Genomic DNA, 25,235 nt, shown 5'->3' with positions numbered 1-25,235 from the left:
CACAGTGTATAAATCACCTAGCAACATATATTTACATCAAATACAAACTCGCAATCCTTAAAAGCAAAAACAACTTAACAAAGTCTTATAATTGATACTTGACATCAATAAGATCAAGCGTAATTGTGATGAGTATCAATATTTTCACTGTGTGAATTAGAAATCCACTCAATACTCAACTTGGTCAATAAAACAAACTCGTACTAAGCTCAACGGTAATACCTCCCTCGCAACAAGAACAAAGACAATGAAAGGTAATAACATTGGATGTACTACATAAAGGCTATTGGATAGGACAGTCTGTCACTTACGTCTCAAAAGATATCGTGAGGGACATTGAGCGCTACTTCCATATACTGGATTATGGGTATGATGTATCAGTATTGAGTGAGCCCGACATCCACTTTTGTTTTTTCTTTTATGAAGAGCCATTTAGCTCACTGTTTCTCACTGCCGCAAAACTATGCCAAAACCTTGATAAACATATTATTATCATCCATAAGCATGTACTTCCCGCTGAAATAGAAAACTTAGACATTGTTTTTTCAACATTTAGCCTTAGTGAAGGGGACGCGCGCTTATGGTCAGATGAACTGAATAAACAGGTCTACTACCACTTTACGAAACACCAAGAGATCCTTGATATTAATAGACTCACCAACCAGCATAGTCATAAGCATATCAGTAAGGATCTGGTCGAAATGCTGAGATATATAGAGAAGAACCTATCGCGCACAATAAGAGAAGAAGATGTGGCTGAATACTGTCACTATTCAGTGACCTATTTTTCCAAATTCTTTCATAAGACTATCGGCGTCAGCTTTCGTGATTACCTAACCCTCAAAAGAATTAATTTAGCCAAACAGCTACTTACAAACTATCGTAAAGAAAAGATCTCCTTTATCGCTTTTCAGTGCGGCTACAACGATGTCTCATACTTTTCTCGTATCTTCAAAAAGAAAACCGGAATTACTCCAGCGGTTTACCGCCAACTTCACTAACTGCACAGCAGTCACAAGATGATTGGAAACTCGTGATATTTGCTTCCCTACAGTTTAACTCACATGCTAGAGTTAACATTCCATTAACAAGAAAAATAACTATAATTTTGCCAATAACACGGAGTTAGAGAATGATTCAGCCTAACGAGTTAAGCAAACCAACCTGTGCTCTCCCACCACCAAACGAGATGATCTTAAAATGGGCAGCGGAGCGTCCCAATGAGGTTTATCTTAAACAAATTATCAACCGTAAGTTTGTTGAGTACACATTTAGTGATGTGGCTGAACAAGCATTAAAGCTAGTTAGCGCACTGAATGAACTCGGTGTTCAACCTGGCGATAAAGTCGCTTTGGTTTCAAAAAACTGTGCCGAGTGGTTTATCTGCGACCTTGCCATGATGCTTGGCGACTTCGTCAGTGTACCTATTTTCCCGACCGCTGGGGCAGATACAATTGAATACTGCTTAACGCATAGTGAAAGTAAAGTACTCATTGGCGGTAAACTTGACGATGCAGCAGCGACGCAACAAGTCATCGATGATAAGCCAGACCTGATTACTATCTCACTATCGTATGACACTGCACCAAACTGTAAGTATCAGTTCAACCAGTTGATCGATGCTCACGAGCCAAGCACTCATCGCCCAGAGCATTACGATGATAAATTGATGTCATTGGTTTACACGTCTGGTACTTCCGGTCTACCAAAAGGCGCAATGCTTACATATGGCGCATTTAGCTGGTCAGTTCAAAAGTTGATTGAGCATATCGGTATCCAAGAAAATGATCGCCTATTTTCTTACTTACCACTGGCTCACATCACGGAGCGAGTTTACATCTTTGGTTCTTCGATTATGGGCGGCGTTCAAACTGCCTTTCCAGAATCTCTAGATACCTTTATCGAAGATGTGAAAATGCAAAGGCCGACGCTGTTTATTTCAGTACCTCGCCTATGGACACTGTTTCAGCAGCGTATTCAAGACAAGCTGCCGCAGAAAAAACTCAATATCTTACTAAAGATCCCATTTGTTAATTCATTGATTAAGAAGAAATTAGCCGATGGTTTAGGCCTTGACCAAGCGCGAGTGCTCGGCTGTGGTTCGGCGCCAGTGTCACCCGCACTACTCGACTGGTACCACAGTGTTGGGTTAAATATTACCGAAGCATGGGGAATGACAGAGTCATTTGCTTATAGCACGCTAAACTACCCTTTCCGAGCAGATAAGATTGGCAGTGTCGGTAATGCGGGACCAGGTATTGAGCTGAAAATCGCCGATGACGAAGAGATCATGGTACGTGGTAAAGGTCTATTCTCTGGCTACTACAAAAATGATATCGCAACTCAGGAGTCATTTGATTCAGAAGGATGGCTGCACACTGGCGATATTGGCTTCATTGATAACGACGGCTACCTAACTATCCAAGGCCGTAAAAAGGACACGTTCAAAACCGCTAAAGGTAAGTTTGTTGCTCCAGTGCCTATCGAGAAAAAACTCTTTGAGTACAGCCGTGTCGAGATGATGTGTTTGATTGGCCTAGGCCTACCTGCACCTATACTTCTTGTTGTGCCACACGACTTTCCTAACTTTGATCGTAAGAGATACGCAAGGACTACAGAAAAGGTGGTTGCTCGAATGAACGCTGAGCTTGAGTCTCATGAGCAGATCAAAGGAGTATTGATGATCAAAGAACCGTGGAGTATTGAGAACGGCATTCTTACACCAACACTAAAAATCAAGCGTCATGTACTTGAGCAGAAGTATCATGATGTTGGCCAAAGCTGGCCAAAAGGAAAATTGGTGATTTGGGAAGACTGACTTTGTCGTACAAATCGATGTAATAACTAAGGGAGAGCTAGACTCTCCTTTTGTTCATCATGATTACAACAAATACCTTAGTTCTTTGAGGAGTTATAGCTTAAATAGTGCAAGATCTTAGCTTCTACTCGAAGCCTACTGATGTTATCGAGAATAAAGCCAGAAAAGAGACAGGAAATAGCAATCACACCAAGAGCACTAGAGAGGACAGCCGTAGGCAAGCGCTCGACAAGACCTGTTCTCCAAAATTCAGCGACAACTGGCAAGCCTAAGCTCAAACAAAGCAATATAGATATTGCAGCGATGGTCGAAAAGAATTGAAGCGGTTTTACATCCCTTAGCAAGAAAAAAATAAAATTGAGAATTTTTGCACCATCACTAAAGGTTTTTAACTTGCTAGAGGTTCCTTCTGGTCTGCTTTTGTAATTGGTAGGAACTTCTTTAATAGACATACTATGATGAAGTGCATGTACTGTTAACTCAGTTTCAATTTCAAACCCATGGCTAAATATCGGTATTGTTTTCACAAACCTCTTACTCATTACTCGATAGCCTGAAAACACATCATTTAACTTGGTGCCAAAAAACATGCTTATCAGTTTAGTAAACAGCTTATTGCCTAGAATATGTCCTTTAGGATATGCGTCTAAAGAGATCGTCCGTGTTCCAACAACCATATCTAGATTGTTTGAAATCAGCTCTTTAAGCAATATAGGGGCTGCGGCTGCGTCATAAGTGTTATCACCGTCTGCCATTATATAGACATCAGCATCAACGTCAGAGAACATTCTGCGCACAACCTTCCCTTTACCTTGCCGCTCTTCTTTATATACATGAGCACCAGAATTTATCGCTTCAGTAACCGTTCCATCAGTTGAGTTGTTATCATAAACATAAACAGTCGCATTAGGTAAGGCGGCTTTAAACGCGATAACAGTTTCACCTACCGCGCCTTCTTCGTTATAGCAAGGGAGTAATATCGCGATCTTTAGTTCATTACTCATAGACTCTCCTTGTCCACTTTATACAGCCTTATGCCGTGTTCACTTGTATTAACCAGATTCATCCATTCAGGAGCGTTTTCCCTTTTTAACCTATTAATGAATCCATCGGCAGCGCTGTTGTTTGAAATGGCTAAACTCGCGCCATCTTCTCCAAACATGACAAAATCGACGCTTTTACTCATTAGCTGTGATTTTACATAAGACATATCATTCGAAGAAAGGACCTCGATAACGAACGTATTCCCATCTATGTTCCTGTGGTATGGCGCCGAGATGATCTTATTCTGCGTCAACACAAGTGCAGGAGCGCCGTAGGGTATCGGCGCTAATATCACCGCATTTTTAATCTTCATATCGGAAAGCAACTCGACTTTAGAAAGCATAGCCACTTTTTTCTTATTCTCGCTTTGATTCTCCCCTGAAAGTGGCAGTCCCTTAAAAAAAAGAAGAGCCATAAACCAAGGCATAAAAGCCACCATAAACACGATTCGTAAAAATTGATTAGGAAATCGATTCATTAAATAAACACAAAACGCCGATTGAATAGGTATTGAGAAGAGAAATGAGGCAAATATCATTCTAGATTGCCAGAATAGAGGCATGATTAAGCTAAGAAGGAGTGCAAAATAGAGAGTAATCACTTTGCTGTCGTTCTTAAGAAAAAATGGCGCTATCAATGCAGGAATCATAAAGATCACAAAGTTTTTCTCAGAAAAAAAACTAAACTCACGTATGTAATCAAGCATCGGCTTAGCTTCCGTAACATGATTCAGCCAATATAGCTTCAACAGCTCTGGGTAATTGTGGAAAACACCTTTAATCAAATATGGAAACGTGAATAACACAGGAAGAAAAACAGTAGATAATGCAATCAAGCGTATGACTTTATTACTCTTACGATAATTACATCGAGTAAATAGCCTTAACGATGCAAAACAATAAGCAGCCCCAGATGCGAGTACACAAAGGTATACAATAGAAATAGCGTCGTAATGCACCTCGAAATACTCATTCAGGGGTCGATTTAAAAGGATAAATATTGAGACTAGTGCGGTTGAGCTAAGACAAGTAATGCCTGCATATTTCAACGTATGAAGGCGACTAAAGTAACCTTGAAAAACCATGATGATCATTATGATCGCTATAATGGGAAGATTCTCCATTCCAACCCAAAACGAGAGTGCTATTAACCCACCTTGAATCGCTGCCTTTGCATATTGCCGCCTATCTTCTCGCTCAAAAGGCACCAATGCGATAACCCATGCTAATAAACAAAGCTGAATATTGTGGTGATCTATTGCTCCAGGATGGAACTTACTCACTACAGGAGAGAGCAAGACCATAACCATCGCAAGCTTAGAAGCATCGTCACCAGACAGTTTTCTCGTAATACAGCCAATCGCAGCCACTATTCCTACTAAATACAAAGCTGGAACAAAGGTTATAGTCAAAGCATTTGCGACGCTGCTGCTAAAGTAGCTATCGGTAATCAGGTAAAAGAATGCCAACGGAATATCAGGCACTCTAGACCAGTGCATGATGAGACCGGCATCTGGATTAAAGGCTTCAATTGGCTTCAAGTACCAATTTCCATTCTCAATCCATGACTTAAACTGGTAATAGCGCATATAGTCGTCATTATCTGACAACTCTAGAATATTTAGAGTCTCCCAATGGATAAACGCTTGCATCGCACTAAACGTAAACGCGAGAAGTAAAGCACTAACCCAAACGAAAAAAACACTGTTAGATTTCTGTCCTTTCACCTAAATTCATCCATGAATTAAACCAGCTACTGAATTTTAGTATGGTACAAAGATCGTTGATTTGTTTATGATTTTAATTTTTTGTTCTAAGAATCCTATCGCTAATATAATCATGAACAGCGCTTCACTTCTAATGTATATTTCTAATTCACGCAGGCGATAGAGGTAAATGCGGAGTAATAACGGTAGTATTAACTACTATTCGATTTCAAAATACTGATAAGGCGAGGGCCACACATGGATGCACGGCTGCACCACTTACCGGGATTACGCTACTTTGAAGTAGCTGCTAGACTAAATAGCTATAGCAGGGCAGCAGAAGAGCTATTTATAAGCCAAGCAGCGGTAAGCCAGAAGATCCGACAACTTGAAGATGGTTTAGGTTGTAAACTCTTTGTCCGTGAAGGGCGAGAGATGCGCCTTACCGAGCAAGGTAAAACCTTGTTCAAGCATGTATCCACTGGCTTTGAAAGTATTGTTAGTGGTTTAAACCAAATTCAAAGTGAACCTGTCGAAGGGCTTCTATGCGTCAGTTCCACGCCTTCATTTGCTTCTCGATGGCTGCTGCCTAGGTTATGGAAGTTCTCCACTCAGCATCCTAATATCCCAATTCGTATTATCACCAGTTGTGATGCACCTAACCTCAAACAAGGTGATGCCGACCTTGCAATCTGGCAAGGCCAAGAGCTCGAGTTAAACAACAATCTAAAGCTACATAAAGAGTTCCTATTCGAAGAAACCATCTACCCATTCTGCTCACCAAACCTGGCTGAAACCATTGAATTATCAAGCCCAGAGCAATTACTGAAGACTTGGCTCATTCATTATGAATCTGGCGGCTATCCTTGGCAAAGCTGGTTCGCTCAAGCGGGGGTGGCTATGAACAAAGAATCGGTTCAATGGATGGATGTCAGTACGTTCGATCATGCGATGAACGCGGTTATGGCAGGTCATGGCGCCTGTTTAGCTTCAGACTCACTCGCTAATGATTATGTTGAACGGGGGTTACTCATCAAACCTTTTGAGATTGGTATGACACCTGGCATTCAATTCAACCTCTTTTATGATGATGAGTCCCCTCGTCGTCAACGCATTGCGGCCTTTACTAATTGGCTTCATAGCGAAATTGCTGAGTAACATTACCACTCATTAGTTATCCCAGAAGTGACGAATGCTTTCTTGATGAGCCTGATCTTTAGTGAGACCCACATCCTTTAGTAGATGCTCTGGTAACTCGCTCAGCTGTTTACGAGTGGAAAAATTGCGCCACCAGCACTTCAGCTTAGTTAAGATTTTTTTATCCCAAAAGCTTGGACCAGATAATCTTTCTTTACAGCCATACTCTAAAGTTTCCATAGTTAATCTCCTTCCTTGCATTTAATAACTAAATAATTAACCATTAACCTATCTTGCTCAAACGATACAAATTGACCTTCAGTTAAGGAAAACTAAAGTGAAAGATCGACTTCCACCTTTGCAAGGAATCTACTACTTCTATACTGCGGCAAAACTGGGCAGCTTTAAGTTAGCCGCTCAAGAACTGTTCGTGACGGCTGCTGCTATTAGTCAACAGGTTCGTCAGCTTGAAGACTTTTTAGGGGCAGAGCTATTCCTCAGGCAGCACCGAAAAGTGACGCTAACCATGGAAGGGGAAATCCTGTTCGATCAGGCTCAAAGAGGGTTTGAGCACTTACACCGAGGCATACGACAAATAAACCAAGACCCGAACCCGAGTCAATTGTCTATTTCAACACTGCCTTCCTTTGCTCAGCACTGGCTGGTACCTAGAATTGGCCACTTTCGACAGCAAAACCCTGACTTAGAGCTTATGATCGAACCTACCAGTGAGCTAGCCGATTTCCAGAACTCTAATCTCGATGTGTGTATTCGATACGGACCTGGCGACTATGCGAACATTGCCTCGCAATTACTCATTGAAGAGCTGCTCTACCCGGTTTGTCATCCCATTTATCAGGAACAACACAGTATCTATGAGTTAAGTGATCTTACTGGAGCGGATTTAATCGAAGATTACTGGCGTGATCTAGATTGGGGAATATGGCTTAATAATGTCGGTCATAAAGCTTCAAAACCCACTCTAAAATACAATGGCTCCCATTTTGTCTTAGAAGGTGCGCTCGCAGTACAAGGGGTTGCTTTAGCTAAGCACACGTTGGCTCAGCGCTATATTGAGGAAGGTAAACTCGTAAGGATCGGTAACCTAGCGCAAAGAACCGACTACAATTATTTCCTATGCGCACCTAGAGCCTATTTTAAAAGAGAGAAGATCAAACGCTTCTGTGAATGGATTTTTGCTCAAGCTGAAGAGTATAGAAACCTCGATGAATTAGGTTTAGAGATTATTGATGGTCGCAGCCGTAGGTGAGTTAGGTATCTATCAAAACGAGTCGAAGACTTTAGATTCCTTACTCGCTCCTTCGTTACTCTATCGAGTGACCTTAATAGTGAACTTTCTCTCTCGAAAAGCGGAACTCCTTTATTCTTCCAAAAAAAAGCCCCAGTCTCACGACTGGGGCTTTCAAAGCTATCTAGCTAACGTAAAGAATTACTTCTTAGCGTTACGCTCTTTAACTTCTGCGATTACTTGCTCAGCAACGTTTGCTGGACATGGTGCGTATTGACCGAACTCCATAGAGAACTGACCACGACCAGAAGTGATAGTACGTAGGTGACCGATGTAACCAAACATTTCTGATAGAGGAACGTCAGCTTTAATACGAACGCCTGTAGTACCAGCTTGTTGGTCTTTGATCATACCACGACGACGGTTAAGGTCACCGATTACATCACCAACGTTGTCTTCTGGAGTGAATACGTCAACGTTCATGATTGGCTCAAGAAGTTGTGCACCCGCTTTAGGCATAGACTGACGGAATGCGCCTTTAGCAGCGATTTCGTAAGCGATAGCTGAAGAGTCAACTGCGTGGAAACCACCGTCGAATAGCTCAACTTCTACGTCTAGAGTTGGGAAACCAGCTAGAACACCAGTATTCATCATACCAGCAAAGCCTTTCTCAACTGCTGGCCAGAATTCTTTAGGTACGTTACCACCAACAACTGTTGATTTGAACGTGAAGCCTGAGTTTGGCTCACCTGGCTTGATGCGGTAGTCGATCTTACCAAACTGACCAGAACCACCAGATTGCTTCTTGTGCGTGTAGCTATCTTCAACTGCTTGAGTGATAGTTTCACGGTAAGCTACCTGTGGAGCACCTACTTCTAGCTCAACGCCGTAAGTACGCTTAAGGATATCTACCTTGATGTCTAGGTGAAGTTCACCCATACCTTTCAGGATAGTTTCGCCAGACTCTTCGTCAGTCTCAACTTGGAATGATGGATCTTCTGCAACCATCTTACCAATAGCGATACCCATCTTCTCAGAACCGCCTTTATCTTTTGGAGATACAGCGATTGAGATTACTGGTTCTGGGAAGATCATAGCTTCAAGAGTACATTCATGCTTAGGATCACATAGAGTGTGACCAGTCTGAACGTTCTTCATACCTACGATAGCGATGATGTCACCAGCTTGCGCTTCAGTAAGTTCGTTACGCTCGTCCGCTTGCATTTCACACATACGGCCGATACGTTCAGTCTTACCAGTCGCTGAGTTAAGGATAGTGTCACCCTTCTTCAGACGGCCAGAGTAGATACGAACGAATGTTAGTGCACCAAAACGGTCATCCATAATCTTGAATGCTAGCGCTTTTAGTGGCTCGTCTTCAGATACAGTCGCAACTTCACCAGTCGCTTCACCAGTTTCTGGATCAGTTAGAGGCTGAGGATCAACTTCGTTTGGAGCTGGTAGGTAATCTACAACAGCGTCAAGGATAAGTTGCATGCCTTTGTTCTTGAACGCAGAACCACAGAATGTTGGGAAGAACGCTAGGTCACGAGTACCTTTACGGATACACTCTTTTAGCTGCTCGATAGATGGCTCTTCGCCTTCCATGTACGCTTCCATTAGCTCGTCGTCTTGCTCTACAGCAGTCTCAACTAGCTCTTCACGGTACTGTTCTAGGTCATCAACCATGTCCGCTGGAACATCTTGAATTTCGTAGTTTTCTGGTAGACCTGTGTCGTCCCAAACGTAAGCTTTACGGTTTAGTACGTCAACAACACCAACGAAATCGTCTTCACGACCGATTGGCAGAGTCATTACTAGTGGGTTAGCACCTAGTACGTTACGTACTTGATCAACAACGTTGAAGAAGTCTGCACCCATACGGTCTAGTTTGTTTACGAAGATCAGACGAGCAACTTCTGAATCGTTCGCGTAACGCCAGTTTGTTTCTGACTGAGGCTCAACACCACCAGAACCACAGAATACACCGATACCACCGTCAAGTACTTTAAGTGAACGGTATACTTCAACTGTGAAGTCAACGTGTCCCGGAGTATCGATAACGTTTAGGCGGTGGCCATTCCACTCACAAGTTACCGCTGCTGATTGGATTGTAATACCGCGCTCAGCTTCCTGTTCCATGAAGTCAGTTGTAGACTCACCGTCGTGTACTTCACCAGTTTTGTGGATTTTACCAGTAAGCTTAAGAATACGCTCAGTGGTGGTAGTTTTACCCGCATCAACGTGCGCGAAAATACCAATGTTTCTGTACTTTGATAAATCTGCCATTGTCTTACTCTGTTTATAAGGTATAAATTGCGCGCAGAGTATATCACAATCTGTCAAGACTGATACCCTTGGCGTGCTCTGTATGTAAAAAAACTTTTCACACCAATACTAGCGTTAATTTGGCGTATTCACGACAAATTAACCTTTGGTGAGAGTATTTTTTAAGAATAAAAATGCTGCTTATATCAGATAAGCAGCACTGATTTCATTGCTTATTGCCAGCGCTATTAACGTGGGCAAATTTCCGACTCTGGGAAGAAGAACTCGATTTCACGAGCTGCTGATTCCGGACTGTCTGAACCGTGTACTGAATTATAGCGCATGCTCACTGCGTAATCAGCTCGAATCGTTCCACATGCCGCTTCTTCAGGGTTAGTTTTACCCATTAGTTCACGATAACGAGCAATCGCGTCTTCGCCTTCAAGCACCTGAACCATAATAGGGCCAGACGTCATAAACTCTTTTAGCGCAGGGAAAAACGGCTTGCCTTCATGCTCAGCATAGAAGCCGCTGGCCTGCTCTTCAGTCAGTCGAACCATCTTCGCTGCGATGATTTGTAAACCTGCTTTTTCAATACGGTGATAGATTTCACCAATTAAATTACGCTCTACTGCATCGGGCTTAACAATAGAAAAAGTTCTTTCTAGAGGCATAGGGTATCCTTCCATTTATCATTGTTTTAATAGAAGAGGCTCTTCGGCCTCTTATTGCTATTTATTTGCTTGCTGGAGAATCAGCCCAGCTAAACTACGTACACCAACACCTGTCGCGCCCGCAGCCCATTTATCCGTTGCTGATTTGCGATATGTCGCCGCACAATCAAAGTGCAGCCAACCTTTCTTATAGTCTTCTACAAAGTAAGACAAGAAAGCAGCAGCAGTACTTGCACCAGGTGAGTAATCACCACTACTTATGTTTGATAAATCAGCAAAGTTTGAAGGTAACATGCCACGGTGGAAATCCGCTAGAGGAAGTGGCCATAGACCCTCTTTTTCTTCACGAGCAACAGTGAGAGCTTGATGAGACAGTTCATCATCAAAACTCATCAATGCATGGTAGTCATTACCAAGTGCATTCTTAGCCGCGCCTGTTAATGTCGCGCAATCGATGATGAGCTCTGGATTTTGTTCACTTGCATACATCAGGCCGTCAGCAAGAACTAAACGCCCTTCGGCATCAGTGTTCATGATTTCAACTGTTTTACCATTTTTATAGGTAATGATGTCACCAAGCTTTAGAGCACGGCCAGAAATCATATTCTCAGCACAACATAGGATCAGTTTCACGCGTTTATTCAAACCACGCATGATCGCCAGACCTAGGCCACCAGTAATGGTACCCGAGCCGCCCATATCCGCTTTCATTGCCGTCATAAAACCAGAGGGTTTAATGCTGTAACCACCTGAATCAAAGGTAATACCTTTGCCAACTAGACAGGCGAACACTGGTGCATTTTCATCACCCGTAGGGTTGAAGTCCAACTGTAGCATTGCTGATGTACGGTCAGAGCCTCGCCCTACCGCATAAATACCTTGCCAACCTTCAGCAAGCAGATCTTTATCTTTAACAATGCGAGCCTTAACCGTGCCTTCTGGGGCGACTGATTTTATGAACTCAGCAGCCATCGTCGCTAGCTGACGCGGGGCGACTTCTTCTGCCGGTTTATTGATAATGTCGCGAGTAAAATCCGTTGCTTTAATACGCGCGTTCAGTTCAGCTTGATCGGCTTCTGAAAGTGGCTGCCACTCAAATTGGTTGGCTTTTTTCGGGCCACGGTAACCTTGGTGGAAAGCCCAAATGCTTTCTAAATCCCAGCCTTCTCCGGAAAGAGAAATAGAGGCGATACCTTGGCCATCAAGTTTACGAGCCGCCTTTTGAACTGCGCCAAGATCGTGTCCTTCACCAAGGTGGATAGTTGCACCTTGCTCTGAAAATGAAAGGATCGCTTTCTCGCCCCAATGCGGAGCTGCTGTGTCTTGGCTTAGAAATACTGACATCTGTGTAGACATGGTTTCTCCTTGTCTGTACTGGCGCTGCCTACGCCTTTTTCTATTCGCCCATCGATGTTAACACTTTAATGTTAAATTGATAAAAAAACGGACCATAAGGTCCGTTTTTTTTAGTAAATTTTGTTAACTGGAATGGGTTTCCCACTCGGGTTAATCCATTTCATCCATCCAACATAGGATCACAGCTTCCAAAATCTTTTCATTTGAACGATTTGGCTCATCATCAAACTCTTCTAATTCTGTAATCCACTGGTGAAGATCGGTAAAACGAACGGTTTTAGGATCTGTCTCAGGAAACTTATCGCATAGTTCAATCGCAATATCGCGCGAATCTGTCCATTTCATTGCTTGCCTTCCTTTTTCTCTACTCTGCGGTAGTCATTTATAAAGAATTAGAGTGATTGATTAATGATCTTCTGAAGCGTGGTTTAGCGTATACTTCGGAATTTCAACAACAAGATCTTCGTCAGCGACTCTCGCTTGGCAGCCCAGACGAGACTCAGGCTCAAGACCCCATGCTTTGTCTAGCATGTCATCTTCTAGCTCATCACTCTCTTCTAAAGAGTCAAAACCTTCACGAATCACTACATGGCATGTCGTACACGCACAAGACTTTTCACATGCGTGTTCAATGCCGATACCGTTTTTCAGCGCAACATCAAGAACCGTGTCACCGGAATTCGCTTCCAGTACAGCACCTTCAGGGCATAAATCTTCATGCGGCAATACAATAATCTTAGGCATAACTCTATCTCTTAAATATCATTCACTGATTGACCTGACAACGCAGCTCGAATCGACTTATCCATACGACGAGAAGCAAAGTCTTGACTCGCCTTATCTGTATCTTTGATACCCTGCTCTATCGCATCAGCATCATCGCCATTTCTCAGCTCAATAAGAGCCTCAATCGCTTTTATTAGTTCCTGACGCTCTGACTCTGACAGTAACTCATCACCATCAGCCTGCATTGCGGCGATTAAACCTTCGATAACACGATCCGCTTCAACACGCTGTTCAGCTAATGCACGAGCCAACATATCGTCTTTCGCATAAGTCATGGAGTCACGTAGCATGTTCGCTACTTCATCATCACTTAAGCCGTAAGATGGTTTAACCTGAATTTCAGATTGAATACCAGTACTCTTTTCCATTGCAGTGACTGACAATAAGCCATCCGCATCAACTTGGTAAGTTACTCGAATATGTGCAGCACCCGCTGCCATTGCAGGAATACCCTTGAGTGAGAAGCGCGCGAGTGAGCGGCAGTCATCAACCATTTCACGCTCGCCTTGAACGATGTGTACGCTCATCGCTGTCTGACCATCTTTAAAAGTGGTAAATTCTTGTGCTCGCGCGACTGGAATCGTTGTATTGCGTGGCACAATTTTCTCAACCAGTCCGCCCATGGTTTCAATACCAAGCGACAATGGAATGACATCGAGAAGCAGCATTTCTGAGTCGGGTTTATTACCGACTAGAATATCTGCTTGGATGCCCGCGCCAATCGCGACTACTTCATCTGGATTGATGGTGGTTAATGGCTTGCGACCAAAGAAATCACCGACCATTTCACGAACTAATAGCGTACGTGTAGAACCACCGACCATAACAACTTCAAGTACTTCATCTGCGTCTACATCGGCATCTTTCAGAGCACGACGGCACGACATCAATGTTTTCTTCACCAGTGGTCGAATTAGGTCTTCAAATTCTTCTCTAGAAACCGTGCCTTGCCAGTCGAAAACGTTAACTTCAACACTATCTTGCTCTGAGAAAGAGATTTTGGTGTCCGTTGCAACGTTAAGCAGCACACGAGTTTGCTCAGCGGTTAGTGTTTGCGAAATCCCAGCTTTCTCTAGAATGTAATCTGCTAGCAAGTGGTCAAAGTCATCGCCACCTAATGCAGAGTCACCACCTGTTGCGAGTACTTCAAAAACACCTTTCGATAAACGAAGAATCGAAATATCAAATGTACCGCCACCCAGATCATAAACAGCAATCACGCCTTCCTGACCAGAATCAAGACCGTAGGCGATCGCTGCAGCTGTTGGCTCATTCAGTAGACGAAGAACGTGCATGCCAGCAAGCTTGGCTGCATCTTTCGTTCCTGCGCGTTGAGCATCATCAAAATAAGCTGGAACCGTAATTACAACGCCAGAAAGTTCACCGCCGAGCGTTTTCTCTGCACGCTCACCTAGCGCTTTAAGAATATCAGCAGAGACTTCAATAGGGTTTTTATCACCGGTTACTGTTTGCAACACAGGTAAACCATTCTCGCTTGATTTAAATTGGTATGGCAGGTTTGGATAGCGCTGTTGAATATCATCAAGAGAGCGACCCAATAGACGTTTAACTGAAATGATTGTGTTGGTTGGATCCAATTCCGCTTTTGCTTTTGCGTCATAACCAACCAAGATCTCACCAGAGTAATTGACCACAGACGGCAGAATGCTTTGACCCTGTTCGTCTTTTAACGTTGCCGCATCACCGCTTCTCACTGAAGCTACGAGAGAGTTAGTCGTACCTAAATCAATTCCTGCAGCAAGCTTATGCTCATGAGGGGCCGAGCTTTGACCCGGTTCCGCAATTTGAAGTAGTGCCATGGGTGTTCCTTGTTTGTCACTAGCCGAGGAGCTTGTCTTCCACTAGTTCGATTTCGTTTTTAAGTTTGGCAATAAACTTTAGCTTACGCACTCGATCTGCGGCTTGTTGCCAAGCAGAATCGTTGAGCTCTTGCTCTGTCGCCGCTAGCTGTTGCTTAAACATCTTGCTCACTTTGCTATCAAAATCAAACAAAGCCTCTTCAGGATCTGAGCTAGATGAAATATCTTCCAGTTCTTCACGTAATTCCATTTGCTCCATTAAGAACATTGGATCTTGCATCGTTTGCTGCTCACCACGAATCTCCATGCCATTTTCAGCCAACATATACTCAGCGCGAGAGATAGGATTTTTTAAAACTTGGTATGCATCGTTTATCTCGGCCGCTTTCTGGACCGCTAAGAGACGATCTCGTTCCGAAGCTGTAGCAAAGTTATCTGGATGGGATTTTTTTTGCAGTTCACGGAATTGTGAAGAAAGAAGGCTACCATCCAGCTTAAACTGACTTGGTAGCCCAAATAATTCGAAATAATTCATTAAGAATTCGGTCCTTGGTAATCTACCTATGAGCAAGTAAATGCCCATAGGCGCTCTCAATTAAACGTTGAAGCTCTCACCACAACCACATTCGCTTTTCGCATTAGGGTTATTAAATTCAAACCCTTCATTCAAGCCTTCTTTAACGTAATCAAGCTCTGTACCGTCTAAGTAAACGAGGCTCTTAGGGTCAATAATCACCTTTACGCCTGAGTGCTCAAATACAGAATCTTCTTCGTTCAGCTCATCAACAAACTCAAGGACATAAGCCATTCCCGAACAACCCGTCGTTTTCACACCTAAACGTAAACCGATACCTTTACCTCGGTTATCTAGGAATGTTCTAACGCGACTTGCCGCGGTTTCTGTCATTGTAATGGCCATACTGCACCTTAGTTTGTCTATGTTGGCGAATGAAATGGGAGGTTTAACGCCCCCATTATATACTTATTCTTGGTGTTTTTTCTTGTAATCAGCAACCGCAGCTTTGATTGCATCTTCCGCTAGAATTGAGCAGTGAACTTTCACAGGTGGAAGCTCAAGCTCTTCTGCGATTTCTGCGTTTTTAATCGCCGCTGCCTCATCAATGCTTTTACCCTTAACCCACTCAGTTACGAGTGAACTTGAAGCAATAGCACTGCCACAGCCGTACGTTTTAAACTTAGCATCTTCGATAATACCTTCTGGTGTTACCTTGATCTGCAGCTTCATTACATCGCCACACGCAGGAGCGCCGACCATGCCGCTACCTACTGCTGGGTCTTCTTTATCAAATGAACCAACGTTACGTGGGTTCTCGTAGTGATCAATTACTTTTTCGCTATATGCCATGATATTTTACCTCGAATCCTCTATTAATCTCTGGGAATAACCTGCGATTAGTGGTGTGCCCACTCAACCGTATCTAGGTCGATTCCTTCCTTGTACATATCCCATAGAGGAGACATGTCACGCAGTTTAGTCACTGCTGTACGAATTTGTTCGATTGCGTAGTCAATTTCTTCTTCAGTCGTAAAGCGACCGAAAGAGAAACGAACTGAGCTGTGTGCTAATTCATCATTAAGACCAAGAGCACGAAGTACGTAAGACGGCTCTAAACTTGCTGAGGTACATGCACTACCTGAAGATACCGCAAGGTCTTTAAGAGACATAAGCAGTGACTCACCTTCAACGAAAGCAAAGCTAACATTTAGGTTATGGGGTACACGTTGCTCAAGATCACCATTCACAGTAACTGCTTCTAGATCTATAACACCATCAAGTAGACGATTACGTAGAGCCAGTGCATGGTCAAAGTCTTTTTGCATGTCTTCTTTCGCAATACGGAATGCTTCACCCATACCCACGATTTGGTGAGTAGGTAACGTACCAGAGCGGAAACCACGTTCATGACCGCCACCGTGCATTTGCGCTTCTAGGCGGATACGAGGCTTACGACGAACGTATAGTGCACCAATACCTTTAGGGCCGTAGATCTTATGTGCCGACATAGAGATTAAATCTACTTTCATCTCTTTTACGTCAATCGGTAATTTGCCCGCAGATTGCGCTGCGTCCACATGGAATACGATCTTACGCTCACGACACATTTCGCCGATTGATGAAATATCTTGGATCACACCGATTTCGTTATTCACGTGCATAATCGATACTAGAACCGTATCTTCACGCATTGCGGCTTCAAGCTTTTTAAGGTCAATTAAGCCGTTTGACTCAGGCTCTAGGTAAGTAACTTCAAACCCTTCACGTTCAAGCTGACGACAAGGGTCTAGAACCGCCTTGTGTTCTGTTTTACAAGTGATAACGTGTTTGCCTTTCTTCGAATAGAAGTGAGCAGCACCTTTGATTGCTAGGTTGTCAGACTCAGTTGCACCCGAAGTGAATACGATTTCGCGCGGATCTGCGTTTAGTAGATCTGCAATTTGCTCACGAGCAGTATCAACCGCTTCTTCTGCCTGCCAGCCGTAACGGTGTGAACGTGATGCTGGGTTGCCGAACGTACCGTCCATAGTCATGTACTGAACCATTTTTTCAGCTACACGAGGATCAACAGGACAGGTCGCTGAATAATCTAAATAAATAGGCAGTTTCATTCTCTACTCCAATGTAACAGGCAGCCGCTTAAGTGCGGATGTTTACACCGATGGGCGCGGTGTTAGTCTTTTTATTTGCAAGCCCATTATTTACGGCAAGATCGAAATCTTGTCGATCAGAAATTTCTAAAACTTCGTTGTCTTTCATCAACTCACCAAGAGTGATGTTGTTCAAGAAGTCACTAATGCGTGAACTCAAGTCACGCCACAATGTATGGGTTAAACAGCGAGAGCCGCCTTGGCAATCTCCCTTACCATTACATTTAGTCGCATCAACTGACTCATCTACCGCTGCAATTACAGTTCCAATTGCAATCGAGTAAGCATCTTCACCTAATCGGTAACCACCACCAGGTCCACGCACACTGGCTACTAGACCAGCTTTACGTAATTTTGAAAAAAGCTGCTCTAAGTAAGATAGAGAAATCCCTTGACGCTCAGAAATATCGGCCAAAGGCACAGGGTTCTGTTGCGAATGCAGAGCCACATCTAACATGGCTGTCACTGCGTATCGTCCCTTAGATGTAAGTCTCATATAACACCATATCCACACCGTTTATGTGGTATGAATTTTTTCATACCTGACTGTTTTGGTCAAGTATTTAATTGACTAATTTAGTCAGGTATTTAACCTTTGGTATTTTGTGGTTTAAGGCTAACGAGAAATACGCTTTTCTACTGCAGTTAAAACACCACGCAGAATATTCAGTTCTTGTGCTTCAGGTCGTGCTCGGTTGAATAAGCGACGAAGTTTATTCATCACTTTACCTGGCTGATCTTCACTAATAAATTGGGTATCTTTGGCAACCTTTTCAAGGTGTGCAAAGAACATTTCTAGTTCTTTATGCCTAGGGTATTCCACTTGCTCTGGTGCTTGGTATTGACTCTGCTCATTGTCTAAATAAGCCATACGAATTTCGTAGCTCAATGTCTGTACCGCCATCGCTAAGTTTAACGAGCTATATTCCGGGTTTGCAGGAATACAAACATGGTAATGACACGTCTGCAGCTCATCATTAGTTAGACCTGTTCGTTCACGTCCGAACACCAAAGCAACTGGGCTCTCTTGCCCTTCAGAGACAAACTTCTGGCCACACTCACGCGGTTCTAACATCGGCCATTCAAGCGTGCGAGAACGAGCACTTGAACCAACAACTAACGCACAGTCAGCTACGGCCTCGGTAAGAGTATCAACAACGGTTGCATTTTCTGCTATATCGGCCGCACCCGCCGCCAAAGCGAGAGTCTGTTCATCAACACTACATTGGGGATCAACCAGCACTAGGTTACTCAAGCCCATGACTTTCATTGCGCGCGCCGCAGAGCCGATATTGCCAGAGTGCGAAGTCCCAACAAGGACAACTTTAACGTTGTTAAGCATTGATAAATCCCAAGAGTGTTAATAAAGCTGCAAGATAGTAACATATACCTGAGTAAAATGGTCAGACCCTTTGTTCGTTAAAAACCGAAAGAGCAAAAATTAACCACTTCCATTTAATGATTTATCTGGTATACTGCCGCCCGTTTTTCTGTTCTTTAACATCCGTTGGGAAATTAGTATGCATCCAATGCTTAATATCGCTATTCGTGCTGCACGAAAAGCTGGCAATCATATTGCTAAATCTTTAGAAAATGCTGAGAAGATCGAATCAACTCAGAAAGGCACGAACGACTTTGTTACTAACGTAGACAAAGAAGCGGAAACTATCATCATCGATACTATCCAAGCTTCTTACCCTGAGCACTGTATTGTTGCTGAGGAAAATGGCGTTATCGAAGGTAAAGACAAAGAAGTTCAATGGATCATTGACCCTCTGGATGGCACATCAAACTTTGTTAAAGGTTTGCCACACTTCTCTGTATCAATTGCTGTACGCTTCAAAGGTAAAACTGAAGTTGCATGTGTATACGATCCTATGCAAAACGAACTGTTCACTGCACAACGTGGTGCTGGTGCTCAATTAAACAATGCTCGTATCCGTGTTAAGCAGCTAAAAGACCTACAAGGTACTATTTTAGCAACAGGCTTCCCATTCAAGCAGAAGCAACACTCTGAGTCTTACTTCAAGATCATGTCTTCTCTATTCGTAGATTGTGCTGATTTCCGTCGTACAGGCTCTGCTGCACTTGACCTATGTTACGTTGCTGCTGGCCGCGTTGACGGTTTCTTTGAACTTGGCCTTAAGCCTTGGGACATCGCTGCTGGTGAGCTTATTGCACGTGAAGCTGGTGCTATCATCACTGATTTCGCTGGCGGTACTGACTACATGAAGTCAGGTAACGTTGTTGCTTCTAGTGCGCGCGGCGTTAAAGGCATGCTTAAGCACATCCGTGAAAACGGCAATGAAGCAATGCTTAAATAATTAGCTCCGTCACAGCTGAATATCAAAAGCCCCACTCAATGAGTGGGGCTTTTTTGTATGTCGATACTAAATTCTTATCTGCGCATTCCATCTTCCATAAGATTTATTTAGCTCAAAACACTGTCACGAACGCCGAACAGTTCTAACCCTCTAGCGACTATTTCATTTATAAACCGATTTCAAGACTTTTCATATCGCTGTTTATGTTCAGCTTTAAGTAATAGCCGTTGTTTCTTAAAAGCTCACGCCATATCAACTTCTATACTGAGCACGAGCCTTATGAGCTACCTTTACATGTCTCGTTCAGCATTTCCTTATCAGACATCTTAGAGCTTCGTGTACAACTAGACACTCCCCTCTTCTTTAAGAAGTAAATTACGCTCATACAAATCGGGTTGCAATAGATTGTAAGAAGAGAGAACAGCATTATCAATATAAAACGCACAGAAGCTAACACATTGATAAATAATCAATAATTGATAGGGAGATTAGAAATGACAACCACCTACTGAATATAGGTGGCTTGGCACTGAAAATGAAAAAGGCTCCAGTCTTTCGACTAGAGCCTTAAATATGGCAGGGGTGGAGAGGTTCAAAAGCTTGGTCCAACACGCGCTGTTTTTGGTAAGTCGGGGAATCCGCTGCTCTGCCAATTGAAGACTTCAACATCAAAAAGTAAAAAGGCTCCAGTCTTTCGACTGGAGCCTTAAATATGGCAGGGGTGAAGAGATTCGAAAGCTTCGCCCCAACACGCGCTGTTTTTGGTAAGTCGGGGAATCCGCTGCTCTACCAATTGAATACTTCAACATCAAAAAGCAAAAAGGCTCCAGTCTTTCGACTGGAGCCTTAAATATGGCAGGGGTGGAGAGATTCGAACTCCCAACACGCGGATTTGGAATCCGCTGCTCTGCCAATTGGAGCTACACCCCTGTTGTTCGTGTTTAGTGAGACGACTCTCGAATAAGTGGCGGAGCGGACGGGACTCGAACCCGCGACCCCCGGCGTGACAGGCCGGTATTCTAACCAACTGAACTACCGCTCCGCACTGGTTAGACTCTAGAGTCTAAATTTAAAGCCTGGCGATGTCCTACTCTCACATGGGGAAACCCCACACTACCATCGGCGCTAATTCGTTTCACTTCTGAGTTCGGCATGGAAATCAGGTGGGTCCAAATCGCTATGGTCGCCAAGCAAATTCTTAAAATTCGGAAAGCTGTTTAAGTTCTTAACACATTCAATATTCTTGTATTGAGTCCATCAAAACCCTTTGGGTGTTGTATGGTTAAGCCTCACGGGCAATTAGTACAGGTTAGCTCAATGCCTCGCAGCACTTACACACCCTGCCTATCAACGTTCTAGTCTCGAACAACCCTTTAGGACCCTCAAGGGGTCAGGGAAGACTCATCTCAGGGCTCGCTTCCCGCTTAGATGCTTTCAGCGGTTATCGATTCCGAACTTAGCTACCGGGCAATGCGTCTGGCGACACAACCCGAACACCAGAGGTTCGTCCACTCCGGTCCTCTCGTACTAGGAGCAGCCCCCTTCAATCTTCCAACGCCCACGGCAGATAGGGACCGAACTGTCTCACGACGTTCTAAACCCAGCTCGCGTACCACTTTAAATGGCGAACAGCCATACCCTTGGGACCGACTTCAGCCCCAGGATGTGATGAGCCGACATCGAGGTGCCAAACACCGCCGTCGATATGAACTCTTGGGCGGTATCAGCCTGTTATCCCCGGAGTACCTTTTATCCGTTGAGCGATGGCCCTTCCATACAGAACCACCGGATCACTATGACCTGCTTTCGCACCTGCTCGAATTGTCATTCTCGCAGTCAAGCGGGCTTATGCCATTGCACTAACCACACGATGTCCAACCGTGTTTAGCCCACCTTCGTGCTCCTCCGTTACTCTTTGGGAGGAGACCGCCCCAGTCAAACTACCCACCAGGCACTGTCCACAACCCCGATTCAGGGGTCAATGTTAGAACATCAACACTACAAGGGTGGTATTTCAAGGACGGCTCCAACGATACTGGCGTACCGTCTTCAAAGCCTCCCACCTATCCTACACATGTAGGGTCAATGTTCAGTGCCAAGCTGTAGTAAAGGTTCACGGGGTCTTTCCGTCTAGCCGCGGGTACACTGCATCTTCACAGCGATTTCAATTTCACTGAGTCTCGGGTGGAGACAGCGTGGCCATCATTACGCCATTCGTGCAGGTCGGAACTTACCCGACAAGGAATTTCGCTACCTTAGGACCGTTATAGTTACGGCCGCCGTTTACCGGGGCTTCGATCAAGAGCTTCGACCGAAGTCTAACCCCATCAATTAACCTTCCGGCACCGGGCAGGCGTCACACCGTATACGTCATCTTACGATTTTGCACAGTGCTGTGTTTTTAATAAACAGTTGCAGCCACCTGGTATCTGCGACTCTCGTTAGCTCCATCCGCAAGGGACTTCACCGACAAGAGCGTACCTTCTCCCGAAGTTACGGTACCATTTTGCCTAGTTCCTTCACCCGAGTTCTCTCAAGCGCCTTGGTATTCTCTACCCGACCACCTGTGTCGGTTTGGGGTACGATTCCTTATAATCTGAAGCTTAGAGGCTTTTCCTGGAAGCATGGCATCAATGACTTCACACCCGTAGGTGCTCGACGTCGTGTCTCAGCCTTAAAAAGAGCCGGATTTACCTAACTCTTAAGCCTACGCACTTGAACCTGGACAACCGTCGCCAGGCCCACCTAGCCTTCTCCGTCCCCCCATCGCAATTATAAGAAGTACGGGAATATTAACCCGTTTCCCATCGACTACGCCTTTCGGCCTCGCCTTAGGGGTCGACTTACCCTGCCCCGATTAACGTTGGACAGGAACCCTTGGTCTTCCGGCGAGGGGGTTTTTCACCCCCTTTATCGTTACTCATGTCAGCATTCGCACTTCTGATACCTCCAGCATGCTTTACAACACACCTTCAACGGCTTACAGAACGCTCCCCTACCCAATGTAGTAAACTACATTGCCGCAGCTTCGGTTTATTACTTAGCCCCGTTACATCTTCCGCGCAGGCCGACTCGACTAGTGAGCTATTACGCTTTCTTTAAATGATGGCTGCTTCTAAGCCAACATCCTAGCTGTCTAAGCCTTCCCACATCGTTTCCCACTTAGTAATAATTTGGGACCTTAGCTGGCGGTCTGGGTTGTTTCCCTCTCCACGACGGACGTTAGCACCCGCCGTGTGTCTCCCGGATAGTACTTACTGGTATTCGGAGTTTGCAAAGGGTTGGTAAGTCGGGATGACCCCCTAGCCTTAACAGTGCTCTACCCCCAGTAGTATTCGTCCGAGGCTCTACCTAAATAGATTTCGGGGAGAACCAGCTATCTCCAGGTTTGATTGGCCTTTCACCCCTAGCCACAAGTCATCCGCTAATTTTTCAACATTAGTCGGTTCGGTCCTCCAGTTGATGTTACTCAACCTTCAACCTGCCCATGGCTAGATCACCTGGTTTCGGGTCTATATCCAGCAACTCGACGCCCAGTTAAGACTCGATTTCTCTACGGCTCCCCTAGATGGTTAACCTTGCTACTGAATATAAGTCGCTGACCCATTATACAAAAGGTACGCAGTCACACCACGAAGGTGCTCCTACTGCTTGTACGTACACGGTTTCAGGTTCTATTTCACTCCCCTCACAGGGGTTCTTTTCGCCTTTCCCTCACGGTACTGGTTCACTATCGGTCAGTCAGTAGTATTTAGCCTTGGAGGATGGTCCCCCCATATTCAGACAGGATATCACGTGTCCCGCCCTACTCGATTTCACTGAATGTGCGTTGTCGACTACGGGGCTATCACCCTGTATCGCCGGACTTTCCAGACCGTTCGTCTAACGCATATAAAGCTTAAGGGCTAGTCCAATTTCGCTCGCCGCTACTTTCGGAATCTCGGTTGATTTCTTTTCCTCGGGGTACTTAGATGTTTCAGTTCCCCCGGTTCGCCTCATTAACCTATGTATTCAGTTAATGATACATGCTTATGCACGTGGGTTTCCCCATTCGGAAATCCCAGACTCAAGTGGTTTTTACTACCTAATCTGGGCTTATCGCAAGTTAATACGTCCTTCATCGCCTCTGACTGCCAAGGCATCCACCGTGTACGCTTAGTCACTTAACCATACAACCCCAAAGAGTTTCGCGAAGCGAATCTTGAGGATGTTGTTAAACAACCAAAGTTGTCTGCATTTTTATACATGTGCAGACTCGATTTTGCCGGACTCAATTTTGAATAGTCACTTAACAGTGACATTCCCAAGAACACTTGAATGTGTTGTATTGGTGTTTGTCATAAAGACAAACATTGAGAACTTTACAATCAACAATACATTGTTGATTTGTCAGCTTTCCAAATTGTTAAAGAGCTAATCACTTCCGAAGAAGTAACCATTTTTAAAAACTCTCAAGAGAGAATGTTTAAAGATGGTATCCCGTAGGGGAGTCGAACCCCTGTTACCGCCGTGAAAGGGCGGTGTCCTAGGCCTCTAGACGAACGGGACACTAGATTCTTACTAAGTAAGAATTGGTGGAGCTAATCGGGATCGAACCGATGACCTCTTCGCTGCCAGCGAAGCGCTCTCCCAGCTGAGCTATAGCCCCTCAAAGCTCTAATAAAGACATATCAATCTGTGTGGACACTCATCGTGAGTAATCATCGTATAAGGAGGTGATCCAGCCCCAGGTTCCCCTAGGGCTACCTTGTTACGACTTCACCCCAGTCATGAACCACAAAGTGGTAAGCGTTCTCCCGAAGGTTAAACTACCTACTTCTTTTGCAGCCCACTCCCATGGTGTGACGGGCGGTGTGTACAAGGCCCGGGAACGTATTCACCGTGGCATTCTGATCCACGATTACTAGCGATTCCGACTTCATGGAGTCGAGTTGCAGACTCCAATCCGGACTACGACGCACTTTTTGGGATTCGCTCACTTTCGCAAGTTGGCTGCCCTCTGTATGCGCCATTGTAGCACGTGTGTAGCCCTACTCGTAAGGGCCATGATGACTTGACGTCGTCCCCACCTTCCTCCGGTTTATCACCGGCAGTCTCCCTGGAGTTCCCGACATTACTCGCTGGCAAACAAGGATAAGGGTTGCGCTCGTTGCGGGACTTAACCCAACATTTCACAACACGAGCTGACGACAGCCATGCAGCACCTGTCTCAGAGTTCCCGAAGGCACACCAGAATCTCTTCCGGCTTCTCTGGATGTCAAGAGTAGGTAAGGTTCTTCGCGTTGCATCGAATTAAACCACATGCTCCACCGCTTGTGCGGGCCCCCGTCAATTCATTTGAGTTTTAATCTTGCGACCGTACTCCCCAGGCGGTCTACTTAACGCGT

20 protein-coding genes, 4 tRNA genes and 3 rRNA genes are annotated in these 25,235 nt (G+C 44.5%); 5 read left to right on the top strand and 22 right to left on the bottom strand.

Annotation, left to right across the window (positions count from 1 at the left end):
- Nucleotides 1-263: 263 nt before the first annotated feature.
- On the top strand, nucleotides 264-1,001 hold the full coding sequence (locus VIA_RS10725; RefSeq protein ID WP_004413008.1) for a helix-turn-helix domain-containing protein: 738 nt from the start codon (nucleotides 264-266) through the stop codon (nucleotides 999-1,001).
- A gap of 131 nt (nucleotides 1,002-1,132) precedes the next feature.
- A complete protein-coding gene (locus VIA_RS10720) occupies nucleotides 1,133-2,818 on the top strand; it encodes an AMP-binding protein (RefSeq protein WP_004413007.1) in 1,686 nt (561 codons plus the stop codon).
- A gap of 77 nt (nucleotides 2,819-2,895) precedes the next feature.
- On the opposite strand, the gene VIA_RS10715 is transcribed toward VIA_RS10720, so the two are convergent.
- Complete coding sequence (locus VIA_RS10715; RefSeq protein ID WP_004413006.1) at nucleotides 2,896-3,822, bottom strand: glycosyltransferase family 2 protein; 927 nt, start codon at nucleotides 3,820-3,822, stop codon at nucleotides 2,896-2,898.
- Nucleotides 3,819-5,588, bottom strand: coding sequence for a hypothetical protein (locus tag VIA_RS10710; protein WP_004413005.1), 1,770 nt, complete (start codon nucleotides 5,586-5,588; stop codon nucleotides 3,819-3,821). Before VIA_RS10710 ends, VIA_RS10715 begins: the two co-directional genes overlap by 4 nt.
- Before the next feature lie 237 nt (nucleotides 5,589-5,825).
- Between VIA_RS10710 and VIA_RS10705 the strand changes: the two genes are divergently transcribed.
- Complete coding sequence (locus VIA_RS10705) at nucleotides 5,826-6,725, top strand: LysR substrate-binding domain-containing protein (protein WP_004413004.1); 900 nt, start codon at nucleotides 5,826-5,828, stop codon at nucleotides 6,723-6,725.
- A 12-nt stretch (nucleotides 6,726-6,737) separates the two neighbouring features.
- Here VIA_RS10705 and VIA_RS10700 read toward each other — a convergent pair whose 3' ends face one another.
- Entirely contained in the window at nucleotides 6,738-6,944 is a 207-nt protein-coding gene (locus VIA_RS10700; RefSeq protein WP_004413003.1) for a DUF1127 domain-containing protein, read from the bottom strand.
- A 97-nt stretch (nucleotides 6,945-7,041) separates the two neighbouring features.
- Between VIA_RS10700 and VIA_RS10695 the strand changes: the two genes are divergently transcribed.
- Nucleotides 7,042-7,974: a LysR substrate-binding domain-containing protein gene (locus tag VIA_RS10695; protein WP_004413002.1), complete on the top strand. Its 933-nt coding sequence runs from the start codon at nucleotides 7,042-7,044 to the stop codon at nucleotides 7,972-7,974.
- Nucleotides 7,975-8,154: 180 nt separating this feature from the next.
- Here the strand turns inward: VIA_RS10695 and fusA are convergent, their stop codons facing one another.
- The 12 genes from fusA to trmJ form a co-directional block, all read right to left on the bottom strand.
- A complete protein-coding gene (gene fusA, locus VIA_RS10690) occupies nucleotides 8,155-10,242 on the bottom strand; it encodes an elongation factor G (RefSeq protein WP_004413001.1) in 2,088 nt (695 codons plus the stop codon).
- 227 nt (nucleotides 10,243-10,469) lie between these two features.
- Nucleotides 10,470-10,895, bottom strand: coding sequence for a nucleoside-diphosphate kinase (ndk, locus tag VIA_RS10685; protein WP_004413000.1), 426 nt, complete (start codon nucleotides 10,893-10,895; stop codon nucleotides 10,470-10,472).
- A 57-nt stretch (nucleotides 10,896-10,952) separates the two neighbouring features.
- Nucleotides 10,953-12,251: an aminopeptidase PepB gene (pepB, locus tag VIA_RS10680; RefSeq protein ID WP_004412999.1), complete on the bottom strand. Its 1,299-nt coding sequence runs from the start codon at nucleotides 12,249-12,251 to the stop codon at nucleotides 10,953-10,955.
- Nucleotides 12,252-12,401: 150 nt separating this feature from the next.
- Nucleotides 12,402-12,596, bottom strand: a complete 195-nt coding sequence (gene iscX / locus VIA_RS10675) for a Fe-S cluster assembly protein IscX (protein WP_004412998.1) — start codon at nucleotides 12,594-12,596, stop codon at nucleotides 12,402-12,404.
- A gap of 60 nt (nucleotides 12,597-12,656) precedes the next feature.
- A complete protein-coding gene (fdx, locus tag VIA_RS10670; protein WP_004412997.1) occupies nucleotides 12,657-12,995 on the bottom strand; it encodes an ISC system 2Fe-2S type ferredoxin in 339 nt (112 codons plus the stop codon).
- A gap of 11 nt (nucleotides 12,996-13,006) precedes the next feature.
- The gene (gene hscA / locus VIA_RS10665) at nucleotides 13,007-14,857 is read right to left on the bottom strand and encodes a Fe-S protein assembly chaperone HscA (protein ID WP_004412996.1); all 1,851 of its coding nucleotides are present in this window, start codon (nucleotides 14,855-14,857) and stop codon (nucleotides 13,007-13,009) included.
- Between the two features lie 19 nt (nucleotides 14,858-14,876).
- Entirely contained in the window at nucleotides 14,877-15,392 is a 516-nt protein-coding gene (gene hscB, locus VIA_RS10660; RefSeq protein WP_004412995.1) for a co-chaperone HscB, read from the bottom strand.
- 60 nt (nucleotides 15,393-15,452) lie between these two features.
- Nucleotides 15,453-15,776, bottom strand: a complete 324-nt coding sequence (iscA, locus tag VIA_RS10655; protein ID WP_004412994.1) for an iron-sulfur cluster assembly protein IscA — start codon at nucleotides 15,774-15,776, stop codon at nucleotides 15,453-15,455.
- A gap of 63 nt (nucleotides 15,777-15,839) precedes the next feature.
- Complete coding sequence (gene iscU / locus VIA_RS10650; RefSeq protein WP_004412993.1) at nucleotides 15,840-16,223, bottom strand: Fe-S cluster assembly scaffold IscU; 384 nt, start codon at nucleotides 16,221-16,223, stop codon at nucleotides 15,840-15,842.
- Nucleotides 16,224-16,270: 47 nt separating this feature from the next.
- Nucleotides 16,271-17,485: an IscS subfamily cysteine desulfurase gene (locus VIA_RS10645; protein ID WP_004412992.1), complete on the bottom strand. Its 1,215-nt coding sequence runs from the start codon at nucleotides 17,483-17,485 to the stop codon at nucleotides 16,271-16,273.
- A 28-nt stretch (nucleotides 17,486-17,513) separates the two neighbouring features.
- Nucleotides 17,514-18,020: a Fe-S cluster assembly transcriptional regulator IscR gene (gene iscR, locus VIA_RS10640; RefSeq protein WP_004418090.1), complete on the bottom strand. Its 507-nt coding sequence runs from the start codon at nucleotides 18,018-18,020 to the stop codon at nucleotides 17,514-17,516.
- Between the two features lie 120 nt (nucleotides 18,021-18,140).
- Complete coding sequence (gene trmJ, locus VIA_RS10635) at nucleotides 18,141-18,866, bottom strand: tRNA (cytosine(32)/uridine(32)-2'-O)-methyltransferase TrmJ (RefSeq protein ID WP_004412990.1); 726 nt, start codon at nucleotides 18,864-18,866, stop codon at nucleotides 18,141-18,143.
- A gap of 178 nt (nucleotides 18,867-19,044) precedes the next feature.
- Here trmJ and suhB point away from each other — a divergent pair, with 178 nt between their 5' ends.
- Complete coding sequence (suhB, locus tag VIA_RS10630; protein WP_004412989.1) at nucleotides 19,045-19,848, top strand: inositol-1-monophosphatase; 804 nt, start codon at nucleotides 19,045-19,047, stop codon at nucleotides 19,846-19,848.
- A gap of 853 nt (nucleotides 19,849-20,701) precedes the next feature.
- Here suhB and VIA_RS10625 read toward each other — a convergent pair.
- From VIA_RS10625 to VIA_RS10595, 7 genes are all read right to left on the bottom strand, one after another.
- Nucleotides 20,702-20,778 (bottom strand) — tRNA-Trp (locus VIA_RS10625).
- A gap of 35 nt (nucleotides 20,779-20,813) precedes the next feature.
- A tRNA-Asp gene (locus VIA_RS10620) sits at nucleotides 20,814-20,890 on the bottom strand.
- 32 nt (nucleotides 20,891-20,922) lie between these two features.
- Nucleotides 20,923-21,039 (bottom strand): 5S ribosomal RNA (rrf, locus tag VIA_RS10615).
- 87 nt (nucleotides 21,040-21,126) lie between these two features.
- Nucleotides 21,127-24,017 (bottom strand): 23S ribosomal RNA (locus VIA_RS10610).
- A 303-nt stretch (nucleotides 24,018-24,320) separates the two neighbouring features.
- Nucleotides 24,321-24,396 (bottom strand) — tRNA-Glu (locus tag VIA_RS10605).
- A 24-nt stretch (nucleotides 24,397-24,420) separates the two neighbouring features.
- Nucleotides 24,421-24,496, bottom strand: a tRNA-Ala gene (locus tag VIA_RS10600).
- 60 nt (nucleotides 24,497-24,556) lie between these two features.
- Nucleotides 24,557-25,235, bottom strand: a 16S ribosomal RNA gene (locus tag VIA_RS10595); the annotation flags it as partial.

This window comes from Vibrio orientalis CIP 102891 = ATCC 33934, from assembly GCF_000176235.1.
GTDB lineage: Bacteria > Pseudomonadota > Gammaproteobacteria > Enterobacterales > Vibrionaceae > Vibrio > Vibrio orientalis.
Note: the sequence above shows the minus strand (reverse complement) of the source record. Positions and strands in the feature narration are given on the sequence as shown.

What these genes read in the sequence shown, in the direction of transcription:
- fdx (WP_004412997.1), bottom strand. Translation starts at nt 12,995, where the DNA reads ATGCCTAAGATTATTGTATTGCCGCATGAAGATTTATGCCCTGAAGGT.
- VIA_RS10645 (WP_004412992.1), bottom strand. Translation starts at nt 17,485, where the DNA reads ATGAAACTGCCTATTTATTTAGATTATTCAGCGACCTGTCCTGTTGAT.
- suhB (WP_004412989.1), top strand. Translation starts at nt 19,045, where the DNA reads ATGCATCCAATGCTTAATATCGCTATTCGTGCTGCACGAAAAGCTGGC.
- trmJ (WP_004412990.1), bottom strand. Translation starts at nt 18,866, where the DNA reads ATGCTTAACAACGTTAAAGTTGTCCTTGTTGGGACTTCGCACTCTGGC.
- VIA_RS10705 (WP_004413004.1), top strand. Translation starts at nt 5,826, where the DNA reads ATGGATGCACGGCTGCACCACTTACCGGGATTACGCTACTTTGAAGTA.
- hscB (WP_004412995.1), bottom strand. Translation starts at nt 15,392, where the DNA reads ATGAATTATTTCGAATTATTTGGGCTACCAAGTCAGTTTAAGCTGGAT.
- fusA (WP_004413001.1), bottom strand. Translation starts at nt 10,242, where the DNA reads ATGGCAGATTTATCAAAGTACAGAAACATTGGTATTTTCGCGCACGTT.
- iscA (WP_004412994.1), bottom strand. Translation starts at nt 15,776, where the DNA reads ATGGCCATTACAATGACAGAAACCGCGGCAAGTCGCGTTAGAACATTC.
- VIA_RS10715 (WP_004413006.1), bottom strand. Translation starts at nt 3,822, where the DNA reads ATGAGTAATGAACTAAAGATCGCGATATTACTCCCTTGCTATAACGAA.
- iscR (WP_004418090.1), bottom strand. Translation starts at nt 18,020, where the DNA reads ATGAGACTTACATCTAAGGGACGATACGCAGTGACAGCCATGTTAGAT.
- ndk (WP_004413000.1), bottom strand. Translation starts at nt 10,895, where the DNA reads ATGCCTCTAGAAAGAACTTTTTCTATTGTTAAGCCCGATGCAGTAGAG.
- pepB (WP_004412999.1), bottom strand. Translation starts at nt 12,251, where the DNA reads ATGTCTACACAGATGTCAGTATTTCTAAGCCAAGACACAGCAGCTCCG.
- hscA (WP_004412996.1), bottom strand. Translation starts at nt 14,857, where the DNA reads ATGGCACTACTTCAAATTGCGGAACCGGGTCAAAGCTCGGCCCCTCAT.
- iscX (WP_004412998.1), bottom strand. Translation starts at nt 12,596, where the DNA reads ATGAAATGGACAGATTCGCGCGATATTGCGATTGAACTATGCGATAAG.
- iscU (WP_004412993.1), bottom strand. Translation starts at nt 16,223, where the DNA reads ATGGCATATAGCGAAAAAGTAATTGATCACTACGAGAACCCACGTAAC.
- VIA_RS10720 (WP_004413007.1), top strand. Translation starts at nt 1,133, where the DNA reads ATGATTCAGCCTAACGAGTTAAGCAAACCAACCTGTGCTCTCCCACCA.
- VIA_RS10700 (WP_004413003.1), bottom strand. Translation starts at nt 6,944, where the DNA reads ATGGAAACTTTAGAGTATGGCTGTAAAGAAAGATTATCTGGTCCAAGC.